We start from the raw sequence: 20,535 nt of genomic DNA on the forward strand, positions 1-20,535 counted from the left end.
TTCGGTTGTAACTATTTGTAAGCGTTTGTAAATGGGAAAATTTATATATATTTGATAAAATAAAATTTTTATGCAAACCAAAATAAACAAAGTAGAGTTACGAAATCTGAAATTTGATGACTATAAAGAGTTAAAAAACTCTATGGTAGAATCGTACAAAGAAATGGTAGGTTCTTACTGGAGAGAACATCATATTGAAAAATTATTAAGCCTTTTTCCCGAAGGTCAACTGGTAATTTTGGTAGATGGAAAAGTAGTTGGTTCTGCTTTGTCTCTAATTGTTGACGAAAGTTTAGTAGATAAAAACCATAATTATTCGGACATAACCGGAAAATACACCTTCTCTACTCATAACCCAAAAGGAGATGTTTTATACGGAATAGATGTTTTTATTCATCCAAATTACAGAGGACTACGCCTTGGAAGACGATTATACGACGCCCGAAAAGAATTGTGTGAACAATTGAATTTGAAAGCAATTGTTTTTGCCGGCAGGATTCCAAACTACGGACAACACGCAGGAACACTTACTCCTAAAAATTATATCGAAAAAGTAAAAAGGAAAGAATTGCATGACCCTGTTCTTTCTTTTCAGTTGAGTAACGATTTTCACGTGATCCGAGTACTTAAAAACTACTTGGAAGGCGACTCAGATTCTAAAGAATTTGCAGTTTTGCTGGAATGGAATAACATTTATTACGACGAAAGTCCAAAACTGATAAACCTCGCAAAAAGCGTAATCCGATTGGGACTCGTTCAATGGCAAATGCGTCAATTGAATAATCTGGAAGCTTTATTCGAACAATGTGAATTTTTTGTAGATGTTGTTTCTGGTTACGGAAGCGATTTCGCCTTATTTCCGGAATTGTTCACGGCTCCATTGATGGCGGATTACAACCATTTATCGGAAGCGGAAGCCATACGCGAATTAGCCAAACATGCAGAACCTGTTCGCAAACGCTTTCAGGAATTAGCCATTTCTTATAATATCAACATCATCACGGGAAGCATGCCTTACCTGGAAAATGGTACGTTATACAATGTTGGTTTTCTTTGTAAAAGAGACGGGACTTCTGAAATGTATGCTAAAATTCACGTCACTCCAAACGAAGTACAGCATTGGGGAATGACAGGCGGATCACAAATTAAGACTTTTGATACTGATTGCGGAAAAATAGGCATCATGATTTGTTATGATGTTGAATTCCCTGAATTATCCCGATTAATGGCGGATGAAGGAATGAACATTTTATTCGTTCCGTTCTTGACTGATACTCAAAATGCCTACACCAGAGTCAAACATTGCGCGCAGGCCAGAGCGATTGAAAATGAATGTTATGTTGCCATAGCTGGCTGTGTGGGTAATCTCCCAAAGGTGAACAACATGGACATTCAATATGCGCAATCCGCAGTATTTACGCCTTCTGATTTTGCCTTTCCAAGTAACGGAATCAAAGCTGAAGCAACTCCAAATACGGAGATGACACTGATTGTCGATGTAGATTTAGACTTACTGAAAGAACTTCACGAGCACGGAAGTGTTCGAATTCTAAAAGATCGTAGAACTGACTTATACGACATCAAAAAAATCAATCCATGAACAAAACCTGCTTAGAATGCGAAGAAAAAATTGTGGGCCGTGAAGACAAAAAGTTTTGTAGCGACGGCTGTCGTAACGCTTTCAATAATAAAATAAACAAAGACAGTACTAATTTTATGCGCAACATCAACAACAAGTTGCGCAAAAATTATCGCATTTTATCTGAAATTAATACTGACGGAAAATCAAAAACCACACGGACAAAACTCCTAAGCAAAGGTTTCGATTTTGAATTTTTTACCAATATTTTACAAACCAAAACTGGAAATACCTACTATTTCCTATATGACCAAGGGTATATGCTTTTGGACAATGATTTTTATATGATAGTCAAAAAAGATATTTAACACCAGATCTCCCCCCAAAAATCTACTTAACTAAAAATGAAAAAAGATTATTCCTCCATTTTTGCCGGTTTATTTATCCTAGGAACTCTAGGATTGATTTACTTAACCATGATGCCACATTGGACTTCTGATGAAGAAAGTTCCCTTGCTGAGTTTTCGACCAAAAGAGCTTTGACCCAAGTAGAAGCTATTGCAAAAAAACCGCATTATGTAGGTTCCAAAGAACATGAAGTAGTCGCTGATTATCTCGTGAAAGAGCTTAACAACTTAGGACTGGAAACTTCCGTCCAGCAAGGATATACCTTGAGTGATTGGGGAAATCTGGTGCAGTCAAAAAATATATTAGCCCGAATAAAAGGTTCCAATAGTTCGAAGGCCTTACTATTGCTTTCTCATTATGACAGCGCGCCACATTCCTACTCGAAAGGGGCGAGCGATGCGGGTTCTGGTGTAGCGACAATTCTGGAGAGTATTCGTGCTTTTTTATACAATAAAACTTCGCATAAAAATGACATTATTATTCTGTTTTCAGATGCGGAAGAATTAGGATTAAACGGCGCTGCACTTTTTGTAACCCAACATCAATGGGCAAAAGAAATAGGTTTGGTCCTCAATTTTGAAGCACGTGGTTCTTCCGGACCCAGCTACATGCTGATGGAAACTAACAAGGGAAATGCTGGATTAGTGAAAGAGTTCGCTGCCGCAAAAGCGACTTTTCCAGTTTCAAATTCCTTGATGTACAGCATTTATAAAATGTTGCCCAATGATACCGATTTGACTGTTTTTAGGGAACAAGGCAATATTCAAGGCTATAATTTTGCTTTTATCGATGACCATTTTAATTATCATACTGCTCAGGACGATATCCATCACTTGAACAAAAACACACTGGCACATCAAGGTTCTTATTTGATGCCGTTGTTAAATTATTTTTCAAATACCAACTTAAGCACGACACAAGCCAGCGAAGATTATGTCTACTTTACCATTCCGTATACTTTTATAAGCTATCCTTTTAGCTGGGTTTTACCAATGGTCATAATCGCACTGGCGCTATTTATTTTCCTGTTGTTTTTAGGAAAAGCCAAGCGTATTTTATCGTTGCGCGTAATTATAAAAGGATTTATTCCGTTTTTCGCCTCGATAATTAGTACTGGATTAATTACGTTCTTTGGCTGGAAAGCATTGCTAAATGTGTATCCGCAATACAATGATTTACTCAACGGATTTACGTATAACGGACACGCTTACATTGCCGCATTTGTACTTTTGGCTTTGGCGATAAGCATGCTGTTTTATCATTTATTTTCAGAACGAAAAGTAACCATCAATCATTACGTAGCGCCATTATTTATTTGGATTTTGATAAATGGAGCCCTTGCTTTTAGTTTACAAGGCGCCGGATTTTTGATTATCCCAGTGTACTTTGGTCTGATTATTTTTGGTATTTTCATTGTTACTCAAAAATCAAATAAAACATTAAATCTTTTTTTAAGCATTCCTGCTTTGATCATCATAACGCCTTTCATCCAAATGTTTCCTATTGGTTTGGGATTAAAAGTGCTTTTTGGAAGTGCTGTTCTTACTGTTTTGATCTTTGCTCTATTCTTACCCGTTTTTGGGGCTTTCGCCAAAAAAGGAATTTGGTCTTTAGGTTTATTAGTTCTTGCCATTGGCTTTTTTGCAAAAGCACACTCCGAATCAGGTTACGAATATGGAAAAGCCAAATCAAACAGTTTGTTGTATGTGTACAATGTCGATACGGATCAAGCCAATTGGGCAACGTATGACACCAATCTTGACTCCTGGACCAAAGGCTATTTAGGTGAAAACCCGAAAAACGCAACCGCTCTGAACGAAATACCATTGTTCAGCAAATACAATTCTGGTTTTACCTATGCTTCCGAAGCGCCCAAAAAAGACATTCTGAAACCAAGTATAGAATTTCTGGAAGACAGAATCGTGGGCAATCAAAGATTTTTTAAAATTAAAATTTCTCCGAATCGAAACGTAAATCGCTATGATATTTTTGCAAATGAAAAAATGGCTATTCATAATTTCAAAGCCAATGGCGTGACCACATTAGGCCAGAAAAATTCGCTTTACCAACGAAAAGGAAAGAAAATATTGAGTTATTATGTTGTTGGAAACGCATCTTTAGAAATGCAGTTCAGCATAAATGCCTCAACAGTTTTAGACATGGAACTGATGGAAAGCTCTTTTGATTTAATGACAAACCCTTTATTTCAAATAACAAAAAGAGAAAACTGGATGATGCCAATGCCTTTTGTTTTGAATGATGCTGTGGTCATTAGACAAAAAATAAAACCAAGACCTGTATCTGTTGTGAATGCTTTGGAAGCTGCTGTTTCAAATTCTATTATAAAAGATAGTTTAAGCGTTGTGAAAGACAGTTTAGAAAAACCATAAAAAAACGAACTCACTACAAATTATATGCAGATACATACATTAAAATATAAAATACATGATGTTCGGGAACAAAAAGTGATACTTGATTTTGACCTTGCTGCACTTTATGAAGTAGAAACCAAAGTCCTAAATCAAGCCGTAAAAAGAAATATAAAAAGATTTCCCGTCGACTTTATGTTTCGACTAAATATTGAATAATGGGAAAGTATGCGGTCACAATTTGTGACCGCAAACCAAAATAAAAGAAACGTAACTGTAACCCCTTTTGCTTTCACGGAACAAGGAATAGCAATGCTTAGTGGCATTTTAAATTCGGATGTAGCGATACATGTAAATATTGCTATCATGCGTACTTTCGTCATTATTCGTAAATATGCATTGGAACACAAGGAATTCAACGAAAAATTGCTTGAAATAGAAACAAAATACGATAAGAAATTTAGTGATGTATATGAAGCTTTGAGTTACCTCATCACAAAAGACGAGAAAGACAACATACGAAAAGAGCGCAAACAAATTGGCTACAAAAAATAAAAATGAAAAAAATTAGTATTCTGGGTTGTGGTTGGTTGGGTCTGCCTTTGGCGAAAGCCTTAATTAAAAACGATTATTTAGTAAATGGCTCGACGACATCTGCAGAAAAATTAGACGTATTGAAAAATGCAGGAATTGCCCCTTTTTTAATTGTGCTTTCAGAAAATAAAACAACTGAAAACCTAACGAATTTTCTGGAAAATTCTGAAATTTTAATCATCGATGTTCCACCGAAACTTCGCGGTTCAGGTACAGAAAATTTTGTTTCCAAGATTAGAAATGTGATTCCATTCATAGAAAAATCATCTGTTAGAAAAGTGCTTTTCATCAGTTCGACATCAGTTTATAATGATGATGATGCATCGGTAACTGAAGAAACAATTCCGAAACCGGATACTGAAAGCGGTAAACAATTGTTGGCAACAGAACTGCTTTTGCTGAGCAATAGCAATTTCAAAACAACGGCATTGCATTTTGGGGGCTTAATTGGCGACGACCGTCATCCGATACATTTTCTGGCTGGTCGTGAAAATTTGGATAATCCGGACGCTCCGATTAATTTAATTCATCAGGAAGATTGCATTGGTATAATTCTAAAAATTATAGAAAATGATGCTTGGAATGAAACTTTCAATGCGGTCGCTCCATCTCATCCTTCACGAGAAATGTATTACAGTCAAAAAGCGCTGGATTTAGATTTGGCTTTGCCAAAATTTAATCATAACAATCCATCAATTGGAAAAACAATCTTGAGTACTAAAATAGAAACCGTTTTAAAGTATACTTTTACGAAACCAAATTTATAACGTGAAAACTAAAATTAAAAATGCTTTTTTGTCGAAAGTCAATGCTATTGGATTGCCTATTTTGGCTTTATGCTGGGTCAGTTTTTTTTGGGGAACTACTTGGATTGCTTCAAAAGAAGGTGTAAAACACATGCCGGCGTTACAACTTGCTGCCATTAGACAATTCATTGGCGGACTATTGTATATCTCCTTTTTCTTGTTCAAAAAAACTCCTTGGCCAAAAGGAAAACAATGGAAAACCATTATTATTTTAAGCATCCTTAATTTTGTTTTAAGTAACGGATTAAGCACTTGGGGCATAAAATACATCAGTAGCGGACTGGGAGCAATCATTGGAGCTATTGTTCCTTTATGGATTGTAATCATTACTTTTTTTAGAGGAGAACGATTGGCCAGACTCACGGTTATTGGTTTAATTATCAGTTTTGGCGGTGTCTGCGTTATCTTTTACGATCATTTGAGTGATTTTATGGAGGCTGATTTTAGGTTGGGTATTTTTTTATCCTTGATTGCTACCTTAACGTGGGCATTTGGTACCTTATATACAAAGAAAAAGGCGGCGAGCTTTAATCCGTATTTTAGTTTAGGGCTGCAAATGTTTATATCCAGTATTTTACTTTTTGCGTACAATGGAGCCACAGGAACTTCAGTTAGTCTGAGCACTATTCCTGCAATTTCGTGGTGGTCGATTGCTTATTTAGTTGTTTTTGGTTCGGTACTGACTTTCATTGCCTTTATCTATGCACTTCAAAACCTTCCTGCTGAAATAAGTAGTGTTTATGCGTATATCAATCCAATTATAGCCGTGATTTTAGGCGCTGTGATTTTTGGTGAAGTCCTCAATGCAGCCATTGCGATAGGTGGCGGAGTTACCCTTTTTGGATTGTATATGGTGAATTATTCATTGAGGAAAGGAAGGAAAAATAGTAGCGAAATCATATAAAAATAAAGAGTAACCGTCTCAAAAAAATTGATTCGATTTTTCATTTTCATATTTCTTTAAGAATTTTTTTGATTTTGGAAAGATTTCAGAAAGCTATAAAACTGCCTTTCAAGAAACTGACTATTACAAAGAAAAAGCAAAATACAATTTAAGAACAGTTAGTTAGAAAGTATATATGGTTATGATAGTGCAATATCATATGGCATTACCAATCTGCTAGTCCAAACGTTATTTGGAGGCCAGATTGGACAAAAGTTTGCCAAGTTTTGAGAGGAGAAGTAGCAATAAGTGATTTAGGATGTAATTAAGCATGGAAAAACATATATATTTATTTAAGAAAACTTTTGTATTTACAGGAAGCTTATCTATTATTTTAGCTTTGATTGATTATTTTTTCAATCTAATGTATTTCGACACAAAAGGATACTTTGGAGCATTTCAATTTTTAATGTTTTCAATATTTACTTTATCACTATACTTATTTTTTATTTCATCAGATATTAAAAAAGACAAATTTATTTATTTGAGTTGGTTAAATTATATTCTACTAATTGCTTCTCTTTTATCTTTTAGCTACTGGGGTATAATCTATCAAGACGCATTAGCGCTTCTTTTTCCAGCTTATTTTGCAATTATGACTATAATTAATTTAATAGTAATGTCAATCGTCTATCTAATCAAAAAAACAGGAAGACAATATTTTTTTAAAGATTGGATTTTTTTTGTGGGCTTGATCGTTTTTTATATTGTCTATGGTATTATAAACAGGGAAATTAATTCTTAATTGTTTGTGATTTAGTTTTCATCCAGAATGTACTTCATCGGGTGACGTCTTAACGAGACATGCTGATTTAATTGAGAACGGATATGTAATTGGAGGTGCAAATACATATCCCAAAGGCGGAGTGAAATCAATAAGAATTTGGATTTTAAATTAAATATAACGATTATGACATTAACAAAAAGAACAATTCTATTCATCGCTATTTTATGTACTACCTTCCTTTATTGTCAGGAGACTGAAAAGGTAGAAAAAATTAAAATTGGAAAGTTTAAGTATGAAACCTACTATAAAAATTTTAATCATTACGAAGTAAATGAAAAAGGATATTCACTTTTTTACAAAAAAGGAAACACAGAACAATCTATCTGCGCCTGCATTTATTATAAGGATGATAGCATATTGAGTTTAGGCCATATGATAGTAGATAAAGAAAAAGGTCTTATCACCTGTGTAGTAAAAACAATAGTTAAGAGAGTCGATTTCACATCAGACTCCATAAAATATGTCAAAAAGCAAAATAAGCAAGGATTTTTCGAGCCCATTTTGACTGTCGAATATACAAACGGAAAAGAAAAAATTCTTTTTAAAAAATAAATAACAGGTAGTTATTCTTTTTAAGAAAAATGATAATTAAAAATACTTAATTAATAAAACAAAAAAAATCCCAGGCTTTCACTTGGGATTTTCTACATTATACTATTTAGTTTATTACCAGAGTTAACTTTTATATTTATGAGCTAAGGTAAAAGCTTGTTACCAATAAACAATGTCGATCAACACTGTATTTACCAAAACACTATTTTCAAATTTTTCTTGTATAATTATGTTTCCAATCTTATCGAAGGAATATTTGTATTCTACAAGAGTATTCTTCGGTGATTTAGGCAAAGAATAAGTTTTTAATAAGTTATTTCGCTTATCATATTCATTAATTGTAACTGAATGGTATTTAGCCTTTTTAAATTCTAATTCTGATTTGATTCTATTTCCGTTTTTATCAAAAATACATTTTAAATAACCGTCTTTAAGTTCTCCTTGTTCATTGTATGAATAGGTAATTAAAGATTTGTTTTTGTAGTCAATAGTTGTTTTTTCTGTGAATTTTAGTTCTCCATTTCCATCAAAATGTACGACTACTATTCTATTTCCTCTTTTGTCATATTGTGTTACTCTCTTGCTATCTAGCTTTTTGTCAAAGTAGGCTAAATACTCTATTTCGTTACTCTTTTTATCATACTTGTGCTCCATCATTAATTCTGGGCTATTGGTATTTGATTTTGTAATTGATTTGATTTCTAATCCTTTTTGATAAAAAAATAAAGTTTCGTCAAAATAATCTTTTGCATAAATGTCTTTTTGTGCAATTTTATGACCTTCTCTGTTCCAGTTTGAAATTAGTCCGAAGGGTATTGTCTCTGGGTCTATAACAGAAGATCCTTTTATGTTTTTGACTTTTATTTCCTTTACGTGACCTTTGATATCTTGAATGTCACCATCGGGCATGGGGATTTTTTTTATTTTAATAGGAGCACAAGAGGCTAATAATGACAAAACTATAAACAAGGATATTCGCATAATTAGTAAATTTTGTGAATTATAAAAATGATAAAAAGTTGTTTTCTCAACTAGGATTGCATTGTTTAACTCTTTTAAATACGACAACATCGATTGCATTTATCTCTTTGAAAAAGCTTTAATTTCTTTTTTGGACATCTCGGTTGAAATGAATTCTTCTTTGACTAATGCGGTATATTCCCCACCGTTAACCAATTGTACGTCACCTTCTGTGGTGTGAAAATAAGGAGTTAAATAATTGTGTGACAGCATTGATTTATGATCATTGTTGTTTTTTTCTCTGACAGGATAGTAGATGTCAAAATTTAGAAGGTAGTACTCTTTGTTAAATTCATCAATGACTCCTAAAAAGCTTGATGGATAAACAGCATCACCCTCTTTAACACTAATTGAGCTAGATTTAAAACCATTGTAGTTTGCATAGGTACCATCTTCATGTTCCACACGTATGCTGCTTCTTTGAGTGGTAAAAACTAAGTCATCTTGATAAGTTTTATTAGACTGTTTATTGGCAACCTCAATAACAATTCCTTTTCGCATGGCATAAATGCTATCAGGATTTTTGGCTCGAATAGCGTACGACTTGAACATGATGTCTTTTTTTTTGTTAAAATACACTTCATAAACATTCTTGCTCTCATAAACTATATAATTCTTAGCATTTTTAAATGGCAGCAGATAACAATAAGTAGTGTCAACTTTAACTTTGAAGTTACCGGGAACATAAGTGACTGAATAACTGTATCCAATCCCTTTATTTGGATCCCTTGGACGTAAAGTATACAATGTTCCAGATTTGTCTTTTACAATTTTCTCAATATCACTTGATGATGTGTTTTCTAAATTTTTAAATTTTAGATAGACTGTATAAGTACCCGGTTTGAATTTTTCATAAGAAATCTCAACTGAATTGTTTTGATTTTTTACCGCATTAACAATAATTACTCTTTCTTGTGCTTGTGCAACACTAAAGAAAATCAAAATCCAAAACAATGATATTGAGGGGACGATTTTTCTATTATACATATGTTATTAATTATTTATTTTAATAGGTTTTGTCTTTCACACCAAAGCTATATATAAATATATTAAATATAGATTGAAGTAGATGATTATTTAATTTTTTTTATTGTAAAGTGAATTTTAAGAAAATCGTTTAAAGCCAAATGGAATTCATCCATAATAGTATCTTTAACTAGTTTACCATCTAACTCAAAAGATAAGAAGTATTCTAAACATATATATTTCACACCAACTAAAAAGCCCATTCACGATAGTGAATGGGCTTTTTGAAATTCTATTTATTTTGAAAATTACCAGATTCTTACACGCTTTTCAGGTGCGATATACATGCCATCATTTGCTTTAATATCAAACGCTTTATAGAACGTATCTATATTTTGCAAAGGAACATAAGCGCGGTACATTCCTGGAGAATGCGGGTCTGTTTTTACTTGATTTTTCAAGGCTTCATCACGCATTTTTGAACGCCAGATCGTTGACCAGGAAATAAAGAAACGTTGTTCTGGAGTATATCCGTCAATTAATCCCGGATTTCCGTTTTCTTTCAAATACAATTGTAAACCATCATAAGCAGCATTTACGCCACCTAAATCTCCAATGTTTTCACCCAGCGTAAATTTACCATCTACAAAAGTTCCCGGAATAGGTTGCAAGGCGCTGTATTGAGCTGCAAGTGCTCCAGTTAAAGCTGAGAATTGTTTCAAATCTTCAGCCGTCCACCAGTCTACTAAGTTTCCGTCAGCGTTGTAACGAGATCCTGAATCATCAAAACCATGTGAAATTTCGTGACCAATAACACCACCAATTCCACCATAATTTACCGCTTCATCTGCTTGGTAATTGTAAAAAGGCGGTTGCAAAATAGCTGCCGGGAATACAATTTCATTATTTGAAGGATTGTAATACGCATTTACCGTTTGCGGTGACATTCCCCATTTTTCTTTATCAACTGGCTTACTTAACTCAGCAATATTCTCATTGAAACGCCATTGAGACATATTTTTAGCGTTTTCAAAATAGGTTCCGCCTTCTGCCGGACTTTTAATCGTCAAGGCCGAATAATCTTTCCACTTGTCTGGATAACCAATTTTTATTCTTGATTTATGCAATTTAGCAAGCGCGCTTACCTTTGTTTCTGCTGACATCCAAGACAAATTATTGATTCTGTTTTCGAAAGCTGAAAATATATTTTTGATCATCTTCTCCGCTTTAGCTTTGGCTGCAGCCGGAAATTTTTTCTCTACATATAATTTTCCTAAAGCTTCTCCTACCGCTCCGTTGATCGTTTGAAGTGCTCTTTCGTCACGTGGTCTTTGGCTTACTGCACCCGTCAATGTTCTTCCGTAAAACTCCCAGTTTGCGTTTTCAATTTCAGTTGACAATTGGCTAGAAGCACTGTTCAATAAACTCCAACGCATGTATGCTTTCCAGTCTTCTACTTTATTTTCTTTAAAAATAGTTTCTAGCGCCGTCATGTATTTTGGTTGCGATACAATAACGGTATCTACTTTTGCCAATCCAATTTTTGTAAAATAATTATTCCAGTTAATCGATGGAGTTAATTTACTCAATTCACTCAATGTCATTGGATTGTAAGACTTGCGGCGATCTCTGCGTTCTACTCTGTCCAATCTTGGTTTGGACATTGCAATTTCAAGAGCCAAGATTTTTTCAGCATTCATTTTAGCCACTGCTGGTTTATCCCCAAGGTATTGCAACATTTTGGCAACGTGTAAAACATATTTCGCACGTTTCTCTTTAGAATCGGCATCCTCAGAAACATAATAATCTCTGTCCGGCAAACCTACGCCTCCAGGACCTAGATTAATCACGTTTCTACTGCTGTTCTTCGCATCAGTTCCCACGCCAGCACCCATAAATCCAATGCCACCGATAGGTTCCATCTCAATCATTAATGCTTCTAAATCTTTGGCGTTTTTAACCGCGTCAATTTTTTTCAAATACGGTTTCAACGGAGCAATACCTAACTTGTTTCTTCCTACGGTATCAAGAATAGACTTGTATAAATTTACCGCTTTGCCTTGATCTGTATTGGATTTGTAACTTGGATTTGTTGTAGCTTCTTTTAAAATCGCCAATGCATCAGCATCCGTTTTTTGACGCAATTCATCAAAACTACCCCAACGGGTTCTATCAGCTGGAATCGCCGTTTCATCCAACCAAGTTCCATTCACATAGCGAAAGAAATCATTACTTGGTTTTACGTTTTTGTCCATGTAATTCACATTGATTCCCGGTTCTTTAGCTGCCGGAACATTCTGTGCTTGACTCACCGCAAAACCCATAATTGCAGGAATCACAAAAAGCAATTGCTTATTGCTGGTTTTTTTCATTTTTTTTGTTTTTTAGTTATGTAAACAAAGCTATTAATAATTTTTTGATTTTCTATTAAAATCAAATATATGCGGAGGTTTTGACACCAAAATTTCTAAAAGGTTTAATCATGAAAGAAATAATTTACACCCTTTATTTGGAAAGAATCTGCTTAAAATAAGATTGTGTTAATTTGAATTAAAAACAAATCCCGTTTTTGTATTTTTGCATCAAAATAGAACCATGTCAGATTTTTTTAAAAAATACCGTCTCTTTTTTGGAGTTTTCATTGTTTTTTCGGCAATTATTTTATCGTTATTTTATTCAGCTTTAAAGCCAAAAAAAACACTTCCCATTTTCAATCCCGCGGATGTAAATCCAGAATTAGTAGACAGCACCGTTCAGTACAAAAGCAAATATCATACGATTGCCGATTTTTCATTCATTAATCAAAATGGGAAAACCATTACCCAAAAAGATTACGAAGGAAAAATATATGTCGCTGATTTCTTCTTTACCACTTGCGGCTCCATTTGTCCAAAGATGACGACCAATTTGTCCGATATTCAAAAAGCTTTCGCCAACAATCCAAAGGTAAAATTGATTTCCTTCACCGTTTTTCCAGAGACTGACAGTGTTCCCGTTTTGAAGGCTTACGCCAAAAAACACCATGTTGATGACAACAAATGGAACTTAGTAACCGGAGATAAAAAAGAAATTTACACGATGGCCAGAAAATCCTATTTGGCTGTAAAATTGGGTAAACCAAGTGAACTCTACGATATGGTTCACACCGAAAATTTTGTTTTGGTGGATACCAAAAAAAGAGTGCGTGGTTTTTATGACGGAACCAATAAAGAGGACATGAAACGATTAATTGAGGACATCACTTTTTTGAGCAACAAATAATGAGCATGAAGACGGATTTCTACTTTACAAATAACTGTTTTTATAAAAGACAACCGCTGTCTCGATTTGTTTTAATTACCGTATAAATGTGCTAATTATCATTTGTGTTTGTATTAAAATGTGTATTTTTGCAATCTTAATTCAATCTAAATAAGTTTTGCAAACAACGATACATTCTCTCAAAAAAGGCGAAAAAGCCATTATAAAAGACTTTGACATCGATACCGTTCCATTAAAATTATTGGAGATGGGTTGCTTACCTGGAAATCTTGTCGAATTACTTCAAATTGCACCATTTGGAGATCCTTTGTATTTGAATATAAATGGTTCGCACGTAGCAATTAGGGTGGAAACCGCAAAAGAAATTGAGGTTGAGATTATAAAAACCAACTTATGGTAAGCAAGCAAAACATCAATGTCGCTTTGATCGGTAATCCGAATGTAGGCAAAACTTCCGTTTTTAATCAGTTGACGGGTTTGAATCAACAAGTGGGTAATTATCCCGGAATTACCGTTGAAAAAAAAATAGGTTTTTGCAAATTACCTAATAATATAAAGGCGAATATTCTGGATTTACCAGGAACCTACAGCTTGAATGCCAGTTCGATTGATGAAAATGTTGTCATTGAATTATTACTCAACAAAAACGACAAATTATATCCTGACGTGGCTTTAGTAGTCACTGAAGTGGAAAATTTAAAACGAAACTTACTCCTTTTTACCCAAATAAAAGACTTGGAAATTCCTACTATTTTAGTCATCAACATGGCCGATAGAATGAAATTTAAAGGGATTACACTGGACATTCCATATCTGGAAGAACACTTAAAAACAAAGATTGCGTTAATCAGTTCCAGAAAAGGGTATGGAATTGATGAATTGAAAAAGTTGATTGTAAGCTACCGCAACATTTCTACCCAACCATGTTTAAATGCCTCGAGTATTGATCCCGACTATTTCAATAATTTACGTAAAGCTTTCCCCAACCAATTGCTTTATAAATTGTGGCTGGTAATTACACAAGACGTAAATTTCCTGAATTTAGAACGAAATGAAATTCGAAGCTCGTTCACCAAATCGCACTCTGATTTAAAACGTCTGCAACAAAAAGAAACCATAAAACGTTATCAATTCATTAATGATGTTTTGAAAGTGGGACTAAAAATCGATTCTTCCGTTGCAAGAGATTACCGCAGCAGATTGGATCGCGTGCTGACACACAAAGTTTGGGGATACGTCATTTTCTTCCTTATTTTGTTTGTTATTTTCCAATCGATTTTCGAATGGTCTAAAATTCCAATGGATTTCATCGATACTTCTTTTGCTTCCTTGAGTACGCTTGCTGCCGAAGGATTGCCAGCCGGAGTTTTAACCAACTTAATTTCGCAGGGAATCATCCCGGGAATTGGAGGAATTTTGATCTTTATTCCACAAATCGCCTTTCTATTTATGTTTATTTCGATACTTGAAGAAAGCGGTTACATGAGTCGTGTGGTTTTCTTGATGGACAAAATCATGCGAAAATTTGGATTATCGGGCAAAAGTGTGGTACCGCTTATTTCTGGAACAGCTTGTGCTATTCCCGCGATTATGGCAACTCGAAATATTGAAAACTGGAAAGAGAGATTGATTACTATACTCGTAACTCCATTCACCACCTGTTCTGCCCGATTGCCGGTTTATGCCATTATCATCGCTTTGGTAATTCCGGATAATCGCGTTTTTGGTTTTCTGAACATGCAAGGAATGACCTTGATGCTGTTGTATCTTTTGGGTTTTGGAATGGCAATTTTTTCAGCTTATATTTTAAATAAAATCTTGAAAATTAAAGGAAAAACATACTTTGTCGTAGAAATGCCCAATTATAAATTACCGCTTTTCAAGAACGTGGGAATCAATGTAATCGAAAAAACAAAAGCGTTTATTTTTGGAGCCGGAAAAATCATTTTGGCCATTTCTATTGTGTTGTGGTTTTTAGCCTCTTATGGCCCTGGAGAAAAATTTAATAACGCGGAAAAAATTGTTACTGAAAACACCCTGCAAAATCCGTTGACAGAATCCGAATTTGAAAACGCTGTCGCTTCGCAAAAACTGGAAAACTCCTACATTGGAATTATGGGAAAAGCAATTGAACCCGCCATTTCGCCTTTGGGTTATGACTGGAAAATAGGCATTGCCATTATCAGTTCCTTTGCGGCCAGAGAAGTTTTTGTGGGAACATTAGCCACGATATACAGCGTTGGCGGAAGCGACAATGAAGTTACCATCAAAAACAAAATGGCTGCCGAAGTAAATCCGGTTACTGGTGAAAAGATTTTCAACTTTGCATCCGGGATATCGCTGTTGTTGTTTTATGCTTTTGCCATGCAATGTGCCAGTACACTTGCGGTTACTAAAAAAGAAACCAATTCATGGAAATGGCCGGCCGGACAATTAATCTTTATGTCTGGGTTTGCTTATGTCGTAGCATTACTTGCATACCAAATCCTGAAATAAAAGACTATCATTTTCCGTTACCAAAATTTATGTCGTTTGACTAAAATTATTTTAGTCATCAAATTACGATACCGCACTACATATAAATAACACAAATTTTTTAATAGTATTTGCGTATTTCCCAGCGAAGTTCCAATATGCTTATAATCTTCAAGTTTACAATATTAACAATTTACTGAACCTGAAAATTCTTCCACAACGCACTTGATTTATTGAACAAGTGTTAAAAATTACAAATTTATTATTTTTAATTTGTCTAAATAAGATTTAGGATTTAACTTCGCAGCACAGAATCAATCTAAATAAAAATAATATGAAATACACGATTTCGCTATGTATGTGTTTACTAATCACAACGTTTTATGCGCAAGAAATTGAGCGTCAACAAAGCGATACAATAAAAAATTTGTTACCAGTTTTGGTTACTCCAAAAATTCAAAGTCCTGAACGTATGCCTGAAATAAAAGAAAACATACTTTTTTCAGGTAAAAAAAATGAAGTAATAAAACTTTCGAATATAAATGGAAACTTTACCACAAATAATGCGAGAGAAACTTTTTCTAGAGTTCCTGGCGTAAATATATGGGAAAATGAAGGTTCCGGAATTCAAATCAACATAGGTGTTAGAGGATTGAGTCCAAATAGAAGTTGGGAATTAAATACCAGACAGAACGGATACGACATCTCCTCTGATGTTTTTGGGTATCCAGAAGCCTATTATAATCCGCCTTTGGAAGCGGTTGAAACAATAGAATTGATTCGCGGTGGAGCTTCACTTCAATTTGGCCCCCAATTTGGTGGAATGTTGAATTATGTTCTGAAAAGAGAATACAAAAAAACGTTTTCATTCGAAACTCAAAATACAATTGGTAGTTATGGCTTAATGAGCAGTTACAATGCCATAGGTGGAAATTTAAAAAAATTCTCATACTATTTATATAATCACTCGCGCAGTGCTGATGGCTGGAGAGAAAACAGTGAGTATACGGTAAGAAATTCACATGCATTCATGGAATATCGTTTTACCGCTGATACAAAAATTTCTGCAGAATATACGAACATGGATTATGAAATGAAACAAGCCGGCGGATTAACTGATGCGCAATTTCAGCAAAATTCTCAAAAATCTTTACGCGAACGAAACTGGTTTGGAACCCCCTGGAACGTATTTTCATTGCAGTTCGACACTAAAATAAATACTAATTTAACTTCTAACACGAAATTTTTTGGATTAATTGGCGAAAGAAACAGTGTTGGTTTTACAGCAACTCCAAATGTGGCAGATGCCATAAATCCTGCTACAGACAATTATGCAAACCGACGTGTAGATCGTGACTTTTATGAAAACTTTGGTGTTGAAAACAGAAATATCTTCAAGTATACTTTAGGAAAAACAAAACATAACCTGGCATTTGGTGCTAGATTATACAAAGCTAAAACTACAAGACAACAGGAAGGTAAAGGCACCACCGGCAGTGATTTCGATTTATCTATCAGTGGAACCTATCCACGTGATTTAAATTTCATAACTGAAAATATAGCACTTTTTGCAGAGAATCAATTTAAAGTTACGGAAAATTTTAGCGTCACTCCCGGCATTAGATACGAACACATAAGTTCAGAAGGAAAAGGATTATTTGGCATAAAAGGAGGGAATAATGTTCCTTTTTCAGAAAAAAAATTAGTAAGAAACAAGGCGTTATTAGGTTTAGGATTGGAGTATAAATTTGCGTCTACAAATGTATATGCCAATATTACACAAGCATACAGACCCGTTCTGTTTTCTGATTTAACACCCCCAGCAGTAACTGACGTAATTGATCCTAATCTAAAAGATGCAAGTGGTTATAATGCAGATTTAGGCTATAGAGGCAACTACAATAACTATGTGAATTTTGATTTTAGCTTGTTCTATTTAAGCTATAATAATCGTATTGGTGGAGTAAGACAGTTTACTAACAATGATCCTAGTCAAGGTACTTTTCTTTTCAGAACAAACTTAGGAGAAACAGTGAACAAAGGAATTGAAGGTTTTGTTAATATAAATGTAACGCGTTTTCTTGGTAAAGAAAAAGAATTGGGTAATATAGATTTATTTGCCACAATAAGTTTTATTGACAGCCGCTACACTGATTTTAAAATCTCAACCGCATCCGGAACGGCGCCTAATACAACTATAACGGAGCGTAATCTTAAAGGCAACAGAGTTGAAAATGCACCAAGATACATTCATAATTTTGGATTATCTTGGGGCAAGAATAGCATTTCAAGTACTTTGCAGTACAAAATGGCAGGTAAAATTTTTACTGATGCCAATAATACTACCGAACCATCAGCAAATGGTGTAACAGGATTATTAGGGAGTTACAATGTGTTTGATTTCTCTAGCGAGTATAAGTTTTTAAAAAACTATAATATACGAACAGGAATCAACAATCTATTCGACAAATCTTATGCTACTAGAAGAGCTGGAGGTTATCCAGGTCCGGGGATTTTACCCGGAGAAGGAAGAACATTTTACATTTCCATTGGTGCAAAATTGTAATTAAATATGAAATTGCTGTTTCCTAATCTGAAATAAAAACCTTTGGTATTAACTTCGGAACAAGGGCACGGTTGTAAAAACTTTGTCATTAGTTTAACTCAAAAAAGCAACCATTTTCGGTTGCTTTTTCTTATTTTTACGATATGGATATTCAAGAAATTTTAGCTTTTTTAGCGCTCGGAATAGCACTGGCTTTTTTGATTAAAAAATTCTTCTTCAAAAAGAAAAAATCCGATAAAGATTGCGGTAGTGGTGATTGTGGCTGTAGCTAATGCTACTTTAAATAACCAATTTTCAGGTAATACTCTTCTGGATTAATCTTGCTTCCTTCTTTTGGATACGGCAATACACTAATGCTTTTTATCTTCTTTTGTTTGTCTGACAGATAGCTTGCAAGCCACTTTTTATTGTCTTCTTCATTCTTCATTGAAAAAACCAAAGTCGAATCTTCAATTAATTTTGAATCTTTATATACCGAAACAACGGCTGTAACTTCTCCTGCCCAAATGCAGGTTACGCCCTCCGGACATCGGGAATCATTGGATATCGCTTTTAAAACCAACTGAAATCCTTTTTGATTGGGACATACTTTTTGCTTTATGGTTACGTATTTAACCTTTTGTGATTTTTGGCTTTGCGCCAAAACTAGACTGCTGATAATCATAAAAAGGAATAGCACTAACTTTTTCATATATTGTATTTGAAGGTTTAAAAATTTTATTGAAAGACTGCGAAATTCCTAACTCAAAGCTACGTCCAAAACCATCATTATAATAAATCCCCCAACGAATCCGAGCGTGGCAATATCCGTATTTTTATCCTGTTGCGTTTCCGGTATCACTTCTTCCACAACTACAAAAATCATCGCGCCTGCGGCAAAAGCCAAAGCATACGGTAAAATTGGAGTGAAAAATGTGACTGCAAAAGCACCTAAAACAGCTGCAATCGGCTCCACTAAAGCTGAAGATTGTCCGTACATAAAACTTTTCCATCTACTCATTCCCATACGTCGAAGCGGCATTGCAACGGCAATTCCTTCCGGAAAATTCTGAATTCCAATACCAATGGCTAACGTAACAGCACCCGCGATGGAAGCTTCCGGAATCCCGGCGGCCACTCCTCCAAAAAGAACTCCAACAGCCAATCCTTCCGGAATATTGTGCAATGTAATTGCCGAAACCAGCAAAGTGGTGCGTTGCCAAGGCGACTTGATTCCTTCAGTAACTTTAAAATTGATGTGAAGATGCGGTAATACTTTGTCGATTCCGAAAATAAAAAGCGCGCCTAGGAAAAAACCAAAAGCTGCGGGAATGACTTTTGCAAAGCCTTCACCACCGGTCATTTCTATGGCTGGAGCCAATAAACTCCAAAAACTGGCCGCAACCATTACGCCACCGGTAAATCCGAGCATTCCGTCAAGAACCGTCCGATTCATAGTTTTAAACATAAAAACGAAAGAAGCTCCCAAAGCCGTTAGAAACCAAGTGAACAAACTAGCATACAAAGCGGCTAAAATTGGGTCGATGCTCGTAAAATAATCTACTACAGATTGAAACATAATTATTTGATGTATATATTACTGGCTATTTTATTTGAAACCGTTATTTCTTTGGTTCCAACCCGAATTCTAAAGGAGGAATCAAAACTTTCCTTTTCGACAATCTCAATTTGGGAACCCAAAGCGATTTCTTGTTTGTCTAAATATTTTAAAAAATCAGAAGAAGTGTCTTTGACACCCACACAAATACCGATTTGGTTTTTTTCAAATTCAGAAAGCAATTGTTTTTCTACTTTTATAATTCTTCCGTTAGCATCCGGAATAGGATCTCCATGCGGATCTTCAGTGGGATTTCCCAGAAAATCATCTAACTTATTGATCAGTTTTTCAGATTTAATGTGTTCCAATTGTTCGGCAATCTCGTGTACCTCATCCCAAGAAAAATCTAACTTTTCCACTAAAAAACATTCCCAAAGACGGTGTTTTCTAACGATCATCTTCGCCGCTAATTTACCTTTTCCAGTAAGCGAAACGCCTTGGTATTTTACGTAGTTCACTAAGTCTTTCTCGGAGAGTTTCTTTAGCATATCAGTAACGGATGATGCTTTAGTTTCCATTTTTTCAGCAATGGCATTGGTACTGATATCAGCATCCGAAACTGCCGTAAGATGGTAAATGGTCTTGAGATAATTTTCTTCTGAAAATGTCATT

The 20,535-nt window shown here is 34.8% G+C and carries 20 protein-coding genes; 14 read left to right on the top strand and 6 right to left on the bottom strand.

What is annotated here, in order from left to right:
* Nucleotides 1-70: 70 nt before the first annotated feature.
* The 9 genes from ACP7AQ_RS01700 to ACP7AQ_RS01740 all read left to right on the top strand — a co-directional run bounded on the left by ACP7AQ_RS01700 (nt 71) and on the right by ACP7AQ_RS01740 (nt 8,038).
* Nucleotides 71-1,600 carry a GNAT family N-acetyltransferase gene (locus ACP7AQ_RS01700; RefSeq protein ID WP_426062569.1) on the top strand — a complete coding sequence of 510 codons (1,530 nt, stop codon included), beginning with the start codon at nt 71-73 and terminating at the stop codon, nt 1,598-1,600.
* Entirely contained in the window at nt 1,597-1,947 is a 351-nt protein-coding gene (locus ACP7AQ_RS01705) for a hypothetical protein (protein WP_426062568.1), read from the top strand. The genes ACP7AQ_RS01700 and ACP7AQ_RS01705 overlap by 4 nt, the downstream gene beginning before the upstream one ends.
* Before the next feature lie 108 nt (nt 1,948-2,055).
* Nucleotides 2,056-4,377, top strand: coding sequence for a M28 family peptidase (locus tag ACP7AQ_RS01710; protein WP_426094295.1), 2,322 nt, complete (start codon nt 2,056-2,058; stop codon nt 4,375-4,377).
* A gap of 24 nt (nt 4,378-4,401) precedes the next feature.
* Nucleotides 4,402-4,575, top strand: a complete 174-nt coding sequence (locus ACP7AQ_RS01715; RefSeq protein WP_426094145.1) for an ORF6N domain-containing protein — start codon at nt 4,402-4,404, stop codon at nt 4,573-4,575.
* A gap of 9 nt (nt 4,576-4,584) precedes the next feature.
* A complete protein-coding gene (locus tag ACP7AQ_RS01720) occupies nt 4,585-4,911 on the top strand; it encodes a hypothetical protein (protein WP_426094146.1) in 327 nt (108 codons plus the stop codon).
* A 2-nt stretch (nt 4,912-4,913) separates the two neighbouring features.
* Nucleotides 4,914-5,717, top strand: coding sequence for an SDR family NAD(P)-dependent oxidoreductase (locus tag ACP7AQ_RS01725; RefSeq protein ID WP_426094147.1), 804 nt, complete (start codon nt 4,914-4,916; stop codon nt 5,715-5,717).
* Nucleotides 5,718-5,745: 28 nt separating this feature from the next.
* Nucleotides 5,746-6,660 carry a DMT family transporter gene (locus ACP7AQ_RS01730; RefSeq protein WP_426094148.1) on the top strand — a complete coding sequence of 305 codons (915 nt, stop codon included), beginning with the start codon at nt 5,746-5,748 and terminating at the stop codon, nt 6,658-6,660.
* 310 nt (nt 6,661-6,970) lie between these two features.
* Nucleotides 6,971-7,444 carry a hypothetical protein gene (locus tag ACP7AQ_RS01735; RefSeq protein ID WP_426094149.1) on the top strand — a complete coding sequence of 158 codons (474 nt, stop codon included), beginning with the start codon at nt 6,971-6,973 and terminating at the stop codon, nt 7,442-7,444.
* Nucleotides 7,445-7,609: 165 nt separating this feature from the next.
* The gene (locus ACP7AQ_RS01740) at nt 7,610-8,038 is read left to right on the top strand and encodes a hypothetical protein (protein WP_426094150.1); all 429 of its coding nucleotides are present in this window, start codon (nt 7,610-7,612) and stop codon (nt 8,036-8,038) included.
* A 159-nt stretch (nt 8,039-8,197) separates the two neighbouring features.
* Here the strand turns inward: ACP7AQ_RS01740 and ACP7AQ_RS01745 are convergent, their stop codons facing one another.
* From ACP7AQ_RS01745 to ACP7AQ_RS01755, 3 genes are all read right to left on the bottom strand, one after another.
* Nucleotides 8,198-9,019, bottom strand: coding sequence for a hypothetical protein (locus tag ACP7AQ_RS01745; protein WP_426094151.1), 822 nt, complete (start codon nt 9,017-9,019; stop codon nt 8,198-8,200).
* Between the two features lie 99 nt (nt 9,020-9,118).
* Complete coding sequence (locus ACP7AQ_RS01750; RefSeq protein WP_426094152.1) at nt 9,119-10,045, bottom strand: hypothetical protein; 927 nt, start codon at nt 10,043-10,045, stop codon at nt 9,119-9,121.
* Between the two features lie 287 nt (nt 10,046-10,332).
* Nucleotides 10,333-12,396, bottom strand: a complete 2,064-nt coding sequence (locus ACP7AQ_RS01755) for a M13 family metallopeptidase (RefSeq protein ID WP_426094153.1) — start codon at nt 12,394-12,396, stop codon at nt 10,333-10,335.
* Nucleotides 12,397-12,619: 223 nt separating this feature from the next.
* Between ACP7AQ_RS01755 and ACP7AQ_RS01760 the strand changes: the two genes are divergently transcribed.
* The 5 genes from ACP7AQ_RS01760 (at nt 12,620) to ACP7AQ_RS01780 (ending at nt 18,598) form a co-directional block, all read left to right on the top strand.
* Nucleotides 12,620-13,285, top strand: a complete 666-nt coding sequence (locus tag ACP7AQ_RS01760; protein ID WP_426094154.1) for an SCO family protein — start codon at nt 12,620-12,622, stop codon at nt 13,283-13,285.
* Nucleotides 13,286-13,442: 157 nt separating this feature from the next.
* Nucleotides 13,443-13,685 (top strand): FeoA family protein, encoded by a 243-nt coding sequence (locus ACP7AQ_RS01765; protein WP_426062558.1) that lies wholly within the window; start codon nt 13,443-13,445, stop codon nt 13,683-13,685.
* Entirely contained in the window at nt 13,679-15,781 is a 2,103-nt protein-coding gene (gene feoB / locus ACP7AQ_RS01770; RefSeq protein ID WP_426094155.1) for a ferrous iron transport protein B, read from the top strand. The genes ACP7AQ_RS01765 and feoB overlap by 7 nt, the downstream gene beginning before the upstream one ends.
* A 313-nt stretch (nt 15,782-16,094) precedes the next feature.
* On the top strand, nt 16,095-18,326 hold the full coding sequence (locus ACP7AQ_RS01775) for a TonB-dependent receptor family protein (RefSeq protein ID WP_426094156.1): 2,232 nt from the start codon (nt 16,095-16,097) through the stop codon (nt 18,324-18,326).
* A 143-nt stretch (nt 18,327-18,469) separates the two neighbouring features.
* Nucleotides 18,470-18,598: a FeoB-associated Cys-rich membrane protein gene (locus ACP7AQ_RS01780; protein ID WP_121363983.1), complete on the top strand. Its 129-nt coding sequence runs from the start codon at nt 18,470-18,472 to the stop codon at nt 18,596-18,598.
* Between the two features lie 2 nt (nt 18,599-18,600).
* Here ACP7AQ_RS01780 and ACP7AQ_RS01785 read toward each other — a convergent pair whose 3' ends face one another.
* From ACP7AQ_RS01785 to ACP7AQ_RS01795, 3 genes are read right to left on the bottom strand one after another with little or no spacing between them, the layout of a single operon-like run.
* On the bottom strand, nt 18,601-19,017 hold the full coding sequence (locus tag ACP7AQ_RS01785; RefSeq protein ID WP_426094157.1) for a hypothetical protein: 417 nt from the start codon (nt 19,015-19,017) through the stop codon (nt 18,601-18,603).
* Nucleotides 19,018-19,065: 48 nt separating this feature from the next.
* Nucleotides 19,066-19,884, bottom strand: a complete 819-nt coding sequence (locus ACP7AQ_RS01790; RefSeq protein WP_426094158.1) for a ZIP family metal transporter — start codon at nt 19,882-19,884, stop codon at nt 19,066-19,068.
* Between the two features lie 2 nt (nt 19,885-19,886).
* Nucleotides 19,887-20,534 (bottom strand): metal-dependent transcriptional regulator, encoded by a 648-nt coding sequence (locus ACP7AQ_RS01795; RefSeq protein WP_426094159.1) that lies wholly within the window; start codon nt 20,532-20,534, stop codon nt 19,887-19,889.
* Nucleotide 20,535: the final 1 nt, after the last annotated feature.

Source organism: Flavobacterium sp. DSR2-3-3 (genome assembly GCF_049896585.1).
Taxonomy (GTDB): Bacteria; Bacteroidota; Bacteroidia; order Flavobacteriales; family Flavobacteriaceae; genus Flavobacterium.